Annotated in this window: 12 protein-coding genes; 3 read left to right on the top strand and 9 right to left on the bottom strand. The window is 43.9% G+C overall.

What is annotated here, in order from left to right; translation table 11 throughout:
• The coding region (locus CSV68_RS17485; RefSeq protein WP_233192949.1) for a hypothetical protein at positions 1-182 on the top strand (182 nt) is incomplete at its 5' end.
• Between the two features lie 108 nt (positions 183-290).
• On the opposite strand, the gene CSV68_RS16000 is transcribed toward CSV68_RS17485, so the two are convergent.
• A complete protein-coding gene (locus CSV68_RS16000) occupies positions 291-605 on the bottom strand; it encodes a metal-sulfur cluster assembly factor (protein WP_099635462.1) in 315 nt (104 codons plus the stop codon).
• 46 nt (positions 606-651) lie between these two features.
• Positions 652-1,428 carry a prolyl oligopeptidase family serine peptidase gene (locus tag CSV68_RS15995; protein ID WP_099662631.1) on the bottom strand — a complete coding sequence of 259 codons (777 nt, stop codon included), beginning with the start codon at positions 1,426-1,428 and terminating at the stop codon, positions 652-654.
• 172 nt (positions 1,429-1,600) lie between these two features.
• Between CSV68_RS15995 and CSV68_RS15990 the strand changes: the two genes are divergently transcribed.
• The gene (locus CSV68_RS15990; RefSeq protein WP_099635464.1) at positions 1,601-2,425 is read left to right on the top strand and encodes a Cof-type HAD-IIB family hydrolase; all 825 of its coding nucleotides are present in this window, start codon (positions 1,601-1,603) and stop codon (positions 2,423-2,425) included.
• Positions 2,426-2,437: 12 nt separating this feature from the next.
• Complete coding sequence (locus tag CSV68_RS15985; RefSeq protein WP_099662630.1) at positions 2,438-3,295, top strand: DegV family protein; 858 nt, start codon at positions 2,438-2,440, stop codon at positions 3,293-3,295.
• 182 nt (positions 3,296-3,477) lie between these two features.
• On the opposite strand, the gene CSV68_RS15980 is transcribed toward CSV68_RS15985, so the two are convergent.
• The 7 genes from CSV68_RS15980 to addB form a co-directional block, all read right to left on the bottom strand.
• A complete protein-coding gene (locus tag CSV68_RS15980; protein ID WP_099662629.1) occupies positions 3,478-4,848 on the bottom strand; it encodes an alpha-amylase family glycosyl hydrolase in 1,371 nt (456 codons plus the stop codon).
• Between the two features lie 179 nt (positions 4,849-5,027).
• Positions 5,028-5,159 (bottom strand): hypothetical protein, encoded by a 132-nt coding sequence (locus CSV68_RS17575; RefSeq protein ID WP_255407217.1) that lies wholly within the window; start codon positions 5,157-5,159, stop codon positions 5,028-5,030.
• Positions 5,160-5,189: 30 nt separating this feature from the next.
• Entirely contained in the window at positions 5,190-5,564 is a 375-nt protein-coding gene (locus tag CSV68_RS15975; protein ID WP_099635467.1) for a YisL family protein, read from the bottom strand.
• A 92-nt stretch (positions 5,565-5,656) separates the two neighbouring features.
• Positions 5,657-6,553, bottom strand: a complete 897-nt coding sequence (locus CSV68_RS15970) for a fumarylacetoacetate hydrolase family protein (RefSeq protein ID WP_099662628.1) — start codon at positions 6,551-6,553, stop codon at positions 5,657-5,659.
• 55 nt (positions 6,554-6,608) lie between these two features.
• A complete protein-coding gene (locus CSV68_RS15965) occupies positions 6,609-7,796 on the bottom strand; it encodes a DUF418 domain-containing protein (protein ID WP_099662627.1) in 1,188 nt (395 codons plus the stop codon).
• On the bottom strand, positions 7,793-11,497 hold the full coding sequence (gene addA / locus CSV68_RS15960) for a helicase-exonuclease AddAB subunit AddA (RefSeq protein ID WP_099662626.1): 3,705 nt from the start codon (positions 11,495-11,497) through the stop codon (positions 7,793-7,795). Before addA ends, CSV68_RS15965 begins: the two co-directional genes overlap by 4 nt.
• Positions 11,481-14,972, bottom strand: a complete 3,492-nt coding sequence (gene addB / locus CSV68_RS15955; protein WP_099662625.1) for a helicase-exonuclease AddAB subunit AddB — start codon at positions 14,970-14,972, stop codon at positions 11,481-11,483. Before addB ends, addA begins: the two co-directional genes overlap by 17 nt.
• Between the last annotated feature and the right edge of the window lie 405 nt (positions 14,973-15,377).

The raw sequence follows: 15,377 nt of genomic DNA, 5'->3' as shown, positions 1-15,377 counted from the left end.
TTAATCAGTTTAATGAGCGGCTACGCAGGAAATATGAGCGCTTGAACAGATTATTGAGCGTTTGCGACAGTTCAATGCGTAACAAGAAGTATTACCCACTTGCAATGCACGGATTGGAGGAAGAGCCGTTAAGAAGGACGGCTTTTGCACTTGCGACCTGGTTGGCTTACCGCTGCCCATAAGACACGCGTACCCTCCGAAGCGCAAATCCCCACCCCAAAACCCATGCCAGCCTATCCTTTCCATTAAAAAAACCACACCATATAAAACGGTGTGGTTGATGTATTCTATTAACGTACGCCTAGTGCAATCTTGGCATAACGTGACATGTGGTCGCGGGACCATGGTGGATTCCAAATAATATCTACCACTGTATCCTTAACCTCTGGAAGTTCCATTAGTTCCTGCTCAATATTCGCTACAATCTGTGGACCCATTGGGCAACCCATTGATGTTAGTGTCATTGTAACTTTCGCTACTCCTTCGTCGAGCAACTCTGCATTGTAAACCAATCCAAGGTTGACGATATCAATACCCAATTCAGGGTCAATGACGTTTTCTAACGCACCAAATAAATACTGCTTGATTTCTTCTTCTGTATTCATCGAAATGCTCCTCTCTGCTGTGTAGTACTCTTATCTTACCAACATACTACCTTGCAAGCAAATGCAGTGCAAGCCAATCGACTGCGGCAAGCATTCCTGGACGTGAAACGGCGTGTCCTGCATTTTCGTCAGGCATCCATTTCAATAGCTCTGGTTGATCTTCGTAATCCTCTTGAATTTCCTCGTAAAAGTTTTTCGTAAATTCAAACGGTACCATTGTATCTTGTTCACCATGCCAGATGAAAAGAGGACGCTGATGCAATCTGCCTGGATTTTGCGATAGATCTACTTGGTCAAGGGCTGCAAATAGTTGCTCGCGTTCTTCTTGAGACACTGGAATCTCTCTGCCGCCACGCTCTGCGTAAGAAATTTGCCCTTTGGCTAAGCGCGTGAATGCAGGTGACCCCATCATCACGGAAGCCGCGTCAATCCAATCGTAATTTGAAAGGCTGCCGAATGTTGTGATTCCCCCCATTGAAGTACCACCCATGCCAATTAGTGTTTGGTCGTCGATCAATCCCTTTTCAAATAGTTCATCATGTAAAACGTCAGCTTCTTTAATAGAAGTCAACACAATATCCCAAAAGTGTAATGCTAATTGAAATTCATCCAGTGATTCCGAGCGTTCACCATGTAGTTTAGCATCGGGTAATAGTACACGAATTCCTTGTTTTGCTAGATTATATGCGTAGTGTAAATTATGTTCTTTCGCACTAGTAAATCCATGAAAAAATAGTACAACAGGAATGCGTTCTTTCTCTTTTGACTCTTCCACGATATGAAGTACCGGGATCTCTTGCCATTTTTCTGAACGAATAATCATGACGATTCCTCTTTTCCTACAATCATTTACTGTTATGTTAGAATAACAACAATTAACAGATAAGACAAAACCTTCGCCTTACCACTCATTCTTTTGACTTACTTACACGGTTAACGATAAACTATAAAGACATAACAATCTGATACCATAAGCAATAGTAGGAGAGGATTTCTTGAAACCACATTTAATAGTACTAGACTTAGATGGAACGTTATTGACGGATAAAAAAGTCATTTCACCTAAAACAGAACAGACACTTCGCATAGCTGTTTCACAAGGACATCACGTAATGATTGCGACAGGACGACCATACCGCGCTAGTGAAGTTTATTACCGCCAGCTGGGTCTGACAACACCAATCGTCAACTTTAATGGTGCCTTCGTCCACCACCCTACCGACCGTTCATGGCAAACGATTCACGAGACGATTGCATTGCCAGTCGTCAATGAAGTAGTAGATGCCATGCAGAACTTCTCAGTCGAAAATATCGTGGCGGAAGTGATGGATGATGTCTATGCACACTATCATGATGAGCGCTTTTTAGATATTTTAAACTTTGGTAATCCACTCATCACGGCAGGAGACATTCGGAATTCATTAAAAACCGACCCAACCAGCCTGTTAATCCAAGCTGATCCACTAACAGTCGATCCGATTCGACAGCATCTTGAAGACTTGCATGCGGAAGTCATTGACCACCGTCGTTGGGGAGCTCCATTCAATATCGTGGAAATAGTACGTCATGGCCTCAATAAAGCTGTAGGCATTGACGCAGTTTCAAAATGGATGAACGTGCCGCAAGACCGCATCATCGCATTTGGAGACGAAGACAATGACCTCGAAATGATCGACTATGCAGGAACAGGCGTCGCAATGGGGAATGCTATCGACTCCTTAAAATCTATCGCAGACGAAATAACAGATACAAATAATGAAGATGGAATTTCACGCATACTGGAAGAACGATTATCCTTACAAAAAAACATCGTCGTATAAGGGGGAAAAGAAATGAAGATTTTTGCGGATAGCGCATGTGATTTACCATTAGACTTCTTTAAAGAAAACGAAGTAGAACTATTCCCATTAAGCGTTCTTCTAGGCGGCAAAGAATACGAAGATATCGTCGAGATCAACTCCAAGGAAGTATTCGATGCGATCCGTCAAGGACAACAACCAAAGACATCTCAAGCTTCACCCGATAAAATGATGACCACTTGGAAAGACCTAGCAACATCTGGTGAAGATGGCATCTACATCGCCTTCTCTTCCCAACTGTCAGGAACATACCAAACAGCTGTCATGACGAGCGATCAAGTAAAAGAAGACAATCCTTCCATGAACTTGGCAGTCATCGATACACACTGCGCTTCACTCGGTTACGGTCTACTCGTTAAAGAAGCCGTACGACTACGCAATGAAGGCGTCGGCATGCGAGAAATCGAACAAGAAATCCGCACAATGGCAACACATATGGAACACCTCTTCACTGTAGAAGATCTAGACTACTTGGCAAAAGGCGGACGTGTATCCAAAGCTAGCGCATTTTTCGGTGGACTACTCAACATCAAACCCCTTCTACACGTAGAAGATGGAAAACTCGTTCCCATCGAAAAACACCGCGGACGCAAAAAAGTCCTACGTCGCATGATTGAAATGATGGAAGAACGCGGTAGCAACCTACATGAACAAACTATCGCCATCAGCCACGGCGACGATCTAACCACGGCTAAAGAGTTCCAAGAAATGATCCAAGAAGTCATTCAACCAAAAGCAATCGAAATCCACCAAATAGGCTCCGTCATCGGCTCACACGCTGGCCCCGGAACCATCGCCTTATTTTTCCTCAACAACACAAAAAGCGAATAAAAAACAGCCCGCATAAACTGCGGACTGGCAAAGACTCAAGAAGAATTCCAATGTTAGGAACTCATCTTGAGTCTTTATTTTCTATTAATTTAATCTTGTAATTTCAATAAAATATGATAGTTGATCGTAAGTGGAAAGCGTCCGCCTGGAACGTCGATCAACGGTGTTCCAACCTATCTATCTTACTTCTTCTCTCTAACAACTTCCTCAGTCCGACCCTGCTTGCCTTTGCGTATAACCATATACAAAAACAACACAAACAGAACAACCACCATAATAGAAGCAATCAGATAAGGCGTATTGAATCCCTTATCCTCCTCGACGATATAAATCTCCGCCAGCTCACGATCAAGTACTATAGGATACTTATTATCCTTCGTTTTCTTAATCAAATCCTGACCAAGCACACCGCGAAACTTCTTTTTATCCCCAAATACTTTAGGATCCAGCTCGAAGCTCTGCACTACAGACGTATTATTGAGCGCAATAATCCATGTCTCATCTTCAGAAGAACGTTCAAACACAACAAATCCATCTTCATTATGCAAGAACTTGAAATCGCCTGTACGAAGTGTTTCCGAATCATTGCGAAGAGTATTCAGGTCGCCAATCCACTCTTGTAACTCCATATCTGTCTTAAAATTAAAGAACGGATGAGTTTCAGGTGCTTCTTTACCATTCACTGCAATTTCTGTTGCATAGGGAACTAATGGAACGCCCGGAAGCATAAATTGTGCAGCCGTCGCTACTTTCCAACGTGTCGGTGGGAATTGACGAAGTTCCACCATTTTATATGTAAAACGTGGACCTGTTAAATCATCAAATTGTAGTAATTTTCCTGCATCCTCATTACTAAACTGATCCAGTAAAGACGTATCCGGATCTACTTGCACGAAAGATTCTTGGATCGCCGCACTTTGTTTTTCAGCCGGCACACTGTCAAATGATGCATCACTCTGTTCATTTGTAATCACGTACAGACCTTCGTTCGCTTCTTTTACTGCTTCGATCATGTTGTTTAGAAACCCCGTATCTGCTTGATCGAGTAAAGTTAGACGAAGCCCGTCCAAGTCATAACCGGATACAAATTGTACAGCGGAATCCATCAGTTCCTGCTGAACAGCAGAATCGCTTACTTCACCTACTAAAGGGAAATCTGCCATGATTTTCAAATCATTCGCATGCATCTCCTCAATTAATGCAGTGAATTCTTCCGCTGTACCGAAGTGTGGTTCAATCTCATGATAATCCAGTACTTCATTTCCATCATATGAAGCTGTTTTGAAAACCGGTCCGACAGAAATCATCGTAAAGTGCATATCAATCAAGTGCTGCAATCGATTGCTGATTCCTGCAAAATCTCCACCGTTAAAAACAGCCGGATTTTTTGCGTCGGCATCGAAATCATTAGATTCGATTCCATTATTGAAACGGTCGACAAGTAAATCATAAATACTTTCATCGCTAAAAGATCGATCGGTATCTGCAAAAGCGGGTTGTGCTATCGATAGGGCAAGCATACAAGTTGCCAGTAGTCCGATTATTCGTTTCACTATAGTAAATCCTCCTCATACAAACTCTTCTTTTAGTTTATCAAACGCTAGCTAGCCGTGCCATTCTTTCTTATGAAAACCATTAACGCGTTCTGTAAATACGGCAATCTTGTGAAAGTGTGGCGCTCATGCCAATAAAAAAAGCAGTAGAGGGAAAACCCTCCACTGCCTGCGCATAGTCATTCGTTATCGTCTTCAGTAAAGAAATTCGGATCCCGCTGTTTACGCGCACTGACTACTACGGAGACCGCAAACAACGCCATCAGTAACAGGATCACAATCAAAAATATCCAGCCGGCCTGTGTTGCCATTTGCTCATCCCCTTTAGTAATCAGTAGTGATTATGCGAAAAAGTTGAAGCCCATTGGTAATTTGAAACCGACGAACATCGTTGCAAGTAGAGCGACGATGAAGAGAATCCACATAAGACCTGTGTTCTTCCCTTTATTTCCGCGAACAAGAACCATTTCCATGAATCCGATTGTCAGAATACCAAGGACAAATTTGATGCCGTATAGCATGGAATCAATACTCATATGCTTAAAGAATAACGCAGCTCCTGTGATGATGATCAATACATAGAACAGACGCAAAATCATATGTGTAATCTTTTTTCCTTTTGTTCCATTTGCCATACTTGCTGCTACTAAAAATAGTACAACACCTACTACCCATGTAAAAATATGCATGTGGGTTGTATCAGTTAAAAATCCCATTACTTCCACCTCGTTATTAGTATAGTCGATTGATATTCTACCATATCTTTCAAACTACGACTATTCTGTTGCCTATTTCATAGACTTACGTATTATTCGAAACGGTTAACTAGTGTACCGATTCCTTCGATGGATACTTTTACTGTATCGCCCTTTTTCAAGTACGTTGGAGGTGTCATACCTTTACCAACACCCGCTGGCGTACCTGTCAAGATTATATCACCAGGCTCTAATGTGACATACTTGGAAATTTCTGCGATCAAGTCATCAATCTTGAAAATCATGTTCGACGTATTACCGTTTTGTCGTACTTCATCATTCACTTTTGTTACGACGGATAAATTTTGCGGGTTTGGAATTTCATCTTTCGTCACCACATAAGGCCCCATCGGACAAGAGTCATCTAAACTTTTACCTAAGAAGAACTGTTTGTGCTCCGTCTGGATATTGCGCGCTGTAATATCATTACCAATTGTGTAACCAAATACGTAATCATATGCCAGTTGCTTAGGAATGTTTTTGCCTGTCTTGCTAATCACGACAGCCAATTCCCCTTCATAATCCAATGAATCCGTAACTTCACTATGGATCGATAATGTTTGCTCGTCCCCTGCGATTGCTGTTGGAGACTTGGTGAATAGCATCAATTTCTCAGGTGCTTTTGATCCAAGTTCCTCTGCATGGTCAAGATAGTTCTTACCCACACACAACACGTTCTTCGGTGTGCGTGGAATTGGAGACAACCATTCGATGTCAGTAAACGCATGTTTAAACTGTTCTACGTTTCCTTCAGCTTCAGTTTTCTCTACCAATTTACGAACTTCCTCCACAAAATCCATACCGTGGGAAACGCCTTCAATCATCGTTTTGGGGAAATCAGTTTGTTCCAACGCTTCAGCCATTGCGAGTAAATCCCAAACAGCTTCCTCACGTTTAACTTTTGGTCCGAATAAAGTCTGCCCTTCGTAACGGAATGACAATAATTTCATTTCAATACCCAACCCTTTCCATGTGAATTCACATATTCCTATGTTACGACAAAATCTACTTTTTTTCCTCTTTCACGACGAAATTCTTTCCGTACGACCACTTCCGCCACAAAGCTTCAAGTGGTCCCATTCTGAATTTCGACAACCAAACCTGCGCTACAATGAGCTGAATCGCGAAAACTCCGATTGCTAGCCACGTGCCGGTCACTATGTCTACTTTACCATACAGACCTACTCCATATGAATAAAATATCATCGTCGCCATAACCGATTGCATAATATACGTCGTAAATGCCATTCTACCAACGTTTGCAAAAGGTTGCGTAATACTCTTCAAAAATGGAACTTGGAACAGCAATAAAAATAATGCGCCATATCCAAGTGTCAGAATCGGACCGCCAATAATTGATTGAACGAGTAAAATATTTTCAAATTTCGGGCCGTCCCAACTCGGAATATTCTTCAAAATAACGCCAATCGGAATAAACACTAGCATGGCCAGTAGCAACTTCCCTTTCACCGCATACATACGCTCGATGACTTTGAATTTCGATAATGCAGCTCCGAACATGATCAACGGCAAAATAATAAAGACCGCTGTGATCGAACCGATGATTTCAAAAGTAAAGAATTCATTCAAACGAAAAGCGAAAATATCGCTGAACGTGCCGTTTGCATAAGCTGCAATCGCTCGTTCGATTTGCTGAACATCTTCAAATCCGTCCAACATATTTGATGAAGTCGCCCTGCGAGTAAGCGCCAAAATACTGTACAACAATAATGTCGGCACAAAATAAATGACTAACGAAAGTGCCATCAACCACTTCTTTGGAATCCGGATCACCGCAATCATGATGAATCCCATCAACGCATAGGTGAACAAAATATCACCTGACCAAATCAGCACCGCATGCAACACGCCGAAAATCAGTAGAATCCCCATGCGTCGTGCCATGAATGGTGCGAACTGTGTATTGTTTTTCAATGATTTCTCATACTGCATATTCACACCATAGCCAAATAACATGGCGAATAGCGGATAGAAACTAGCTTCTATAAACACATCGATGAAATGAAACATCGACTGCTCATGCGGGATGGTATACCACGAATACGGATCCATATACGCATACGGCGAATGGAAATGAAGCATATTCGCAATCAAAATCCCGAGTAACGCAATACCTCTTAAGTAATCAAGTGCATCTACCCGTTCTGTTAAAGGTGTCGGAGTCAACTTCAAACAAATTCCTCCTGTAAGTTGATGATTTTTGCACCGCTAAATAAGTAAAGTAACATTTCTTTAATTTCAATTGAAAGAATGGATTCTAATACCTTCTTATACAAATTCAACTGGGTGCCATAACGGACTTGCATTTCTTTAGCAATCGCCTGATCGGAATGATATTTACTGACATCGTCCGTTTTATAATCCACAAGTACCCACTCGCCGTCTTCATGGAACAAACAGTCTGCAATACCTTGTAACAACTGAAACTCGCCTTCAACGGCAGGTAACGCATACGTAAACGGCGTTTCACGCAACAGCTGATCGGCTTGCTTCATTCGTTTGCCTAGTGTCGTTTGGAAAAATGCTACTATTGCCTGCACGTTAATCGCAGCCGCTTCTTCTTTCGTCAGCAGTTCACGTGTTTCGAGCTGCTTCACAAATTCCGTTGCACTTGCTTGATCTAGTTCCGCTGTCAAATCAAGATGCTGCATGACGGTATGCATGGCGGTACCGATTTCTGCTTTCGTCAATGAACGCTTCTGCAAAAATGACGGTCGTGCATGAAGATTTGAGATTCGCTTCGTGACGTCAGGTTCCATTTCTTCAAACGGATCGGCATCTCCTCGTTCGAACTCCAGCAACGCAATCCGCTTCAACTCACTGACCGATTGTTTGGAAGATAACTCCACTGCGAATTCAAACGGATAATGCGCATCAAAACGACTTCGCACTTCTTCCACTAACTTCGGATCCGCTACGGCCGCTTCCTGATCGACAGGTATCCAGTCCTCAATCTCCACTTCATTCGTACTATGGAATGCAGAAAATGGATAGGCATTTACTTCCCATGCTGACGGATCATCCATCAGTTCCCCGCCAGTCGTCTTACCAAATTTTCCGAAGTCCAAATGCCGTGCAACCGCTGGCCCTATCCAGTCGAGATAACCGGTTGCCCGTGAACGTGTGTATTCCGGCAAAGGTTCATCTTCATTCAACAACTGGGCTTCTTGCCACTTGTTCATCGTCTTTTCGATATCTTTAACGGAGGCAATCAATTCCAAATGCTCTTTAGCACGCGTCATAGCTACGTAGAGCACGCGCATTTCCTCTGCCCGCATCTCTAGCTCCTTTTTCTCTTTGATCGCTAGAAACGGTAGTGACGTGAACATAATCCGTTTATCTGGATCGATTGCTTTAACGGCGAGTCCGAAATGCTGATCAAATAAATATGGATTATGGAAGTCCATTTTATTGAAGGGACGTCCCATTCCCGCTAAAAATACATACGGGAACTCCAACCCTTTTGAAGAGTGAATGGTCATGATTCGTACGACGTTTTCCTTTTCGCTCATAAACCGCGCTTCCCCGAGATCATCCCCGCGTTTACGCATGCGGTCAATAAATCGAAGGAAACGGAACAATCCACGGAACGAGGTCTTTTCATAGGCCATCGCTCGGTCATGTAACGCACGTAGATTAGCTTGGCGTTGTTTACCATTCGGCAAAATTCCGACCATTTCGTAATAATGCGTATCTTGATACACTTGCCAAATCAATTCCGATAACGAACCGTGACGTGCCATATTCCGCCAGTCTTCAAGTAATAGGAAAAAGCGTTGAAGCTTTTCCTGTGTAGCAGGATTCACTCCCGCACCACCCGTCTGCATGAATAATTGCAGTGCTTCATAAAATGTCGCATTCCGATTGACGAGACGAATTTGCGCTAATTCATTTTCAGTCATGCCAACAAACGGTGCACGTAACACCGATACGAGCGGAATGTCTTGGTACGGATTGTCGACGACACGCAATGTATTGAGCATAATCATCACTTCAATGGCATCAAAATAACCAGAAGATAACGATACATGGACAGGGATCCCTGCGGCTTTTAATTCATCCGCAATTTCACTCGACCATGTCATCGAACGCATAAGTATGACAATATCACTGTATTCTAGCGGACGTTGTTTACCGCTGAATGCATCTGCCACTTGTGCTTTCTCGTCTTTCCATGTCTTGATTTTCTGTGCAATGAAACGCGCTTCTGCCTGAGATTTCTTCAACTCTTGCTGCGCTTCTTGCTCCTCAGACAATTCATCTTCTTCATTTTCATACAAAATCGTCAATCCAGCCGAAACGTCTTTTTCGGGATATTGTGCACCATACTTCAACGCCGCCGCATCGTCATACTCAATTTCTCCAACACGCGTCCCCATGATCTGCCTAAAAATATAGTTCGTCGCATCGAGGACTTCTTTACGGCTCCGGAAGTTGGCATTCAAGTCGATTTTCAATCCTTGATCCTCTACATCTGATGTAAAACGATCATACTTCCCTAAAAACAAGCCCGGCTCTGCTAGACGGAATCGGTAAATCGACTGTTTGACGTCCCCTACCATAAATAAATTGCCATCCGCTTCTCCGCCTTGCTTCACTAACTGCAAGATCGCTTCTTGCAAGAAGTTCGTATCTTGATATTCATCCACCAATACTTCCGCAAATCGATTTTGGTAATCGATCGCAATATCAGAAGGAACGCGCTCCCCGTCTACTTCTTCGGATAAAATCTGCAACGCATAGTGCTCAAGATCTGAGAAGTCCACTAATCCGCGCTCTTCTTTTAACGCTTGGTAACGCGTCGTGAAATCCTCTACTAATCCAACGAGCGTGTGCATAAGTGGCGCCATCAAACGGATTTCTTCTAACAGTCTTGCAGGTGTTCGAGTAAAGTATGTGTCTTTTAATGCATTGACGATTTTCTTCACTTGATCACGCATCGATTTACCACGCGCAGCCAAGTCTTCGTCACATGAATCTTTACGAATCGTACCTGCCTTGACCCACTTCAACGTCTGGAAATACGCAAAGGCATCTTCCCACTTGCCGTGAAGCATATAGTCTAGCGCTCCGTCAATCCATGCTTCATCCGCTTTTGCAGTTTCAAGCAAAGGTAACGGTCCGTCATTCATTTCCGCCACTCGCTGTAAATCGCGGGTGATCGTTTTCGCTTCTTCAAGCGTATGTTGGATCGATACTTTCAGCGAATCGATGAATGACAAGCCGTCAATTGTCGCGTTCTCTCCAATTTCATATTGTTGCGGGATGAGCTCCAACCACTGCAATGGATTCGGATGTACACGGGAATAATCATAGAGTTTATCAATCAACGTCTCGATCGCCTGATCATTACGATCTGCTGTAAAGCTATCACTCAAACGATAAATCGCTTCTGGATCCGGCTGACTGTAGGCGTCTTCCAACACAAGTGCAATCGTATCATCCCGTAAAATCGCCGCCTCGGTTGTATCAGCAATACGGAATCCAGGATCTATATCGAGCACATACGAATACTGCCGAACGACTTGCAGACAAAATGAGTGCAAGGAGGAAATCTGTGCTTTATTTAGTAGATTTAACTGTCTGCGCAAATGGACGGAAGAAGGGTCTAAAACGATCGCTTCCTCTAGCGCACTGGCCATACGATGACGCATTTCGGCGGCGGCCGCATTTGTGAACGTCACAACGAGTAGTTGATCGACGTCTATTGGCTGTTCCGTGTTCAATACTTTTTCAATCATCCGCGTGATGAGGACTTTTGTTTTCCCTGAACCTGCCGCAGCAGATACGAGAATATCTTTACCGGACGCGTAAATCGCTTTCCATTGATCGTCCGTAAAGGTCTCATGTGGCGGCTTATCTGGAATTCGCATCTGGATCGATCTCCTTCCTCATCTTTTCTAATGAATCTTCCGGCTTATAGGCCGTATAGTTCCGTGTAGGCTGTGTCGGATCGGTACTGTCAAACTGACAAATTGACTGATACGAACAGAATGTGCACGGCATATGTTCTTTTAGGCGGTACGGATAGACTCGTGTGTCACCTGACAACATACCGTCCCCTGCTTGCTGATGTTTTTTGCGGACAAATGAACGCAAAATATTAATATCTTCAGGTGCCACGACTTTTGAAGTCGAATAAAACGAGCCGTCTTTCTTTAAACGTGCGGGAATAATTAATGACTCACTTTCGATGTGGTCATCCATTGCCAGCGCAACATCCGCATCTTCTAATATATAGCCCTGCATTTTATAGGATTTCAATAACTCTTTTTCCACAGCATCTTCGTTCAACTCTTTCGTCAAACGCAGCATCGGATTGTGAACGTACATATACAACACACCCGCGGGATTTGCGTAGACACCGAGCCAATCCTCCGCGTGCTCAAGTGCAACGTCTAGATAGGTCAGCATTTGCAGTGATAAGCCGTAATACACTTCGGTCAAATCCAGTGCACGTGCCGACGATTTGTAATCAACTACTCGCAAATACGTTTGATCGTCTTTTTTCATCGTATCGATTCGATCGATCCGTCCTCGAATATGCATCCGTTGACCGTTTTTTAAATTAATTTCAAGCGGTGCGATCTCTTCATCCGGACCAAAACCTGCTTCGATTGCAATCGGTGTGAAGCTTGAATTACGCGCCTGCGACTGTAAAGCACGGATTGTCCGTTGAATGATTTGCATTAATTTCCGCTGAATATACGCATAGCGTTGACTCGACAATAAAATTCGATGGAAGAACTTCGGTGCCAGTGCATCAATCGCTTCACGACCTAACTGCCAGCACTGTTCTTTCGTCAACGCAGCCCACGACAAGCCTAGTCGCATGACTTCATCCGATACCCACTTCAATGCCGCATGGAATAAATCCCCGATATCCGGTGCTTCTAGCTGGAATTCAAAACGCTCTTGCAAGTTCAGACCATACGTCGTGAAATGTTGGAACGGACAACTATAATACGATTCAATTCTCGAAACACTCGTCGTAAAGGACGAGCCATATAAACCTGTCGTCAGTTCTGTATCGAGCAACTCGGTCTTCTGTCGCTTCAATGCAGGTTGTACGATCGACTCTATAACGGAAGACCACAGTGGATCTTCTTTATAATACGCAAGAACCGCTTGCCACTGCGGCGCGATTTCTTCATGCGTTGACGCTTGTCGCATAATACGAATCGCATAAGACAGTGCTACGTCAGGATGTTCGATATAAGCGAGTTTGTCTTCTACTTCGGACAGCTCCGTCGGCTCCATGACCGCGATTTCGGTAGGGATATTTGAAACCATTTGCTGAAGTCTAGGAACGTAAAGAGACGGAATCAACGCTTTCCCTTCTTCATCCGCAATAGGATAACTGACAGTCAAACGCGCACTCGCTCCAGTAAACGCACGATATGCCATATACGACTCGCGCATGAGCTGAAGTTTTGTCGTAGGCGCGAGCGTAATGCCCATTTCACTAAACAACTCTCGGTCGCTGTCAGACAGCAACCCTTCGTGATCATTGCGCAGTGGCAATACCCCTTCATTCGCACCGAGCACAAACACCGCTTCGACACCCATCGAATTAAATAACTCCATAGTCGTCACTGTCACTTGATCGAGCGACGGCGGAATCAATTTGAATTCCAGTGTATCGAATCCTTCATCCAATATTTTCATCGCTTCTGCAATCGGTAGTTCTTTCTCTCCAAACATCAGCACAAACTGATCCAGCACATTAATCCAACTCGTCCATGCTTGTTCATGTTCAGCCGCTGCTTGCAAACGATGATTAGTATGTTCCGTTTGCTGCAACTCTATAATTTTATCGTAGATACTCAGAGATTCTATCGTGTAAAACAATGCTTCCGCCACGTCTCGACCGGTACGAGCAGACTGTAACTTCTGCTGTAATTGCTCAATCGGCTCGCGAATCATATCGCGCGTCTCAGCAAACTCCGCTTGCGTCGCAAGTTCTTCATCTGTCTGCACGGTACGGACTTTTTCGAGCCCTCTATAACGACTGACCTTCCAACGTTCTTCATCTTGCCAGCGAGATTTCCCATGAATTCCTTTAGCTAGCACAAAATTCTCCAAGCGGTCTGCCCGCTCTCTCCATACTGGCTTGCTTTCATTGACAGGGAAAAACAGATCCGTCTTCACTGCTCTAAACACAGCTTCATACGACCAATCGGTACGCACCGCTTCAAGCAATGAACGCGCAAATTCAATCAACGGATGATGCAGCATCGGTTTCTTCTGGCTAATGAACACCGGAATATCATATTGCGTGAATATGTTCTGAATCAATTCGCTATAGACATCCGGTTGACGATTTAACACGGTCATCCCTCGGTACCGCTTACCTTCACGCATCATCTTGCGAATCGAACGCGCCACGGCATGAACTTCTGCACGGCGATTCGACGCTTCAATAATCTGTATCGCCCCTTCTGATTCAAACGATTCAGGAGGATAATGATCAAACTGCTCTTCCAAATGCGCCAATTCTCGATTTGAAAAGCGTTGCAACTCCGTCAAATGAACACGTTCTTCACGATCGACTGACTCACTGTATGCTAGTTGCTGAAGCGTTTCGAACTGTTGCTGGGCAGTATGGAATAATTCATGCTCGCCGGTATGCACTTTTTCTTCCATTGGCAATACAACCGTCACACGTTTCGTATATTTCATTAATTGCGTAATAATCGTGTATTCCTGTGTCGTGAAATCACCGAAGCCGTCTATGTAGATCGACGCATCTTGTAGCCACTCCGAGTGTGCTAACTGATCCGCTAGCGCATTGAGTTGACCTTCACTGTCCATATAGGTCGTGCCAAGACGTTCTTCTATTTTCTCGAGCAACAACTGTAGATCATGCGCTTTGTCCTGCAAAATTCGAGGTGCTTGTTTATCTGCAAGTGACGACTTCAATTCAGTAAATGCTTGCTGATCGATACAATATTTACTGAATTCTTTCATGACGTCACTAATCTGCTCAGCGAATCCATGCTTCGAAGCTGCTTGTTTAAATAGCTTGAACGATTCTTTATTGTCTTCTAGCACACTTCGAACAAGCATGCGATAGCCGAAGCTGTCTACTTCTTCGCGCGTGATGCCGCCGACTTCTTGTAAGACCCGCCACGCCAGTCGTTTGAAGGTCAGGACTTGCGCACGAATCATGCCGGACAGTCCGGATTTGACCGACAGGCTATATTCCATAGAGTAGGATAGTTGGTCGGGTACGATGACGACAATAGGTGCCCCCATCGGCCGTTCTTTCAATTCTTGGGCGATTTCTTGTTCAATAAAAGTTGTTTTTCCTGTTCCGGAGCGACCGGTAATAAAGCGCAGTGTCATGTTTTTTTCTCCCCTTTCGTTGGAAGTTGGATTTATATAGGGTTGTTAAATTAATTAGTGCGTACGTGACGATGATTACGTTTCTGTTAATTGTGCGTAATAAGCGGCAATGGGTTGCGGTTCTTGCACGTGCTTTTTCTTTTTCCTGTTCATCCAAGAAGTTGTGGTTTAGCTGCCTATGTAAGTGGCGAGTCCATTGTCCCCACTACGGCGCTGGTGGATGGCTTTCGCGAGGAGCCATAGACAAGGCCTGTCTTTGTCTCATTGCTGCGCCTACCACAGCAGGCGCCTTCGTTGGATTGGGTGTAGGGCAGTTCGAGTAGTTGTTTTTACTCGTTAAAGTGCTGTCGGATTACGTTTCTGTTTAAAGTACGTAATAAGCGGCACTGAGTTGTGGTTCTTGCA

This window comes from Sporosarcina sp. P29 (genome assembly GCF_002743265.1).
Classification (GTDB): domain Bacteria; phylum Bacillota; class Bacilli; order Bacillales_A; family Planococcaceae; genus Sporosarcina.
The sequence above is the reverse complement of the archived record's forward strand: the minus strand, read 5'-3'. Positions and strand labels throughout refer to the sequence as shown.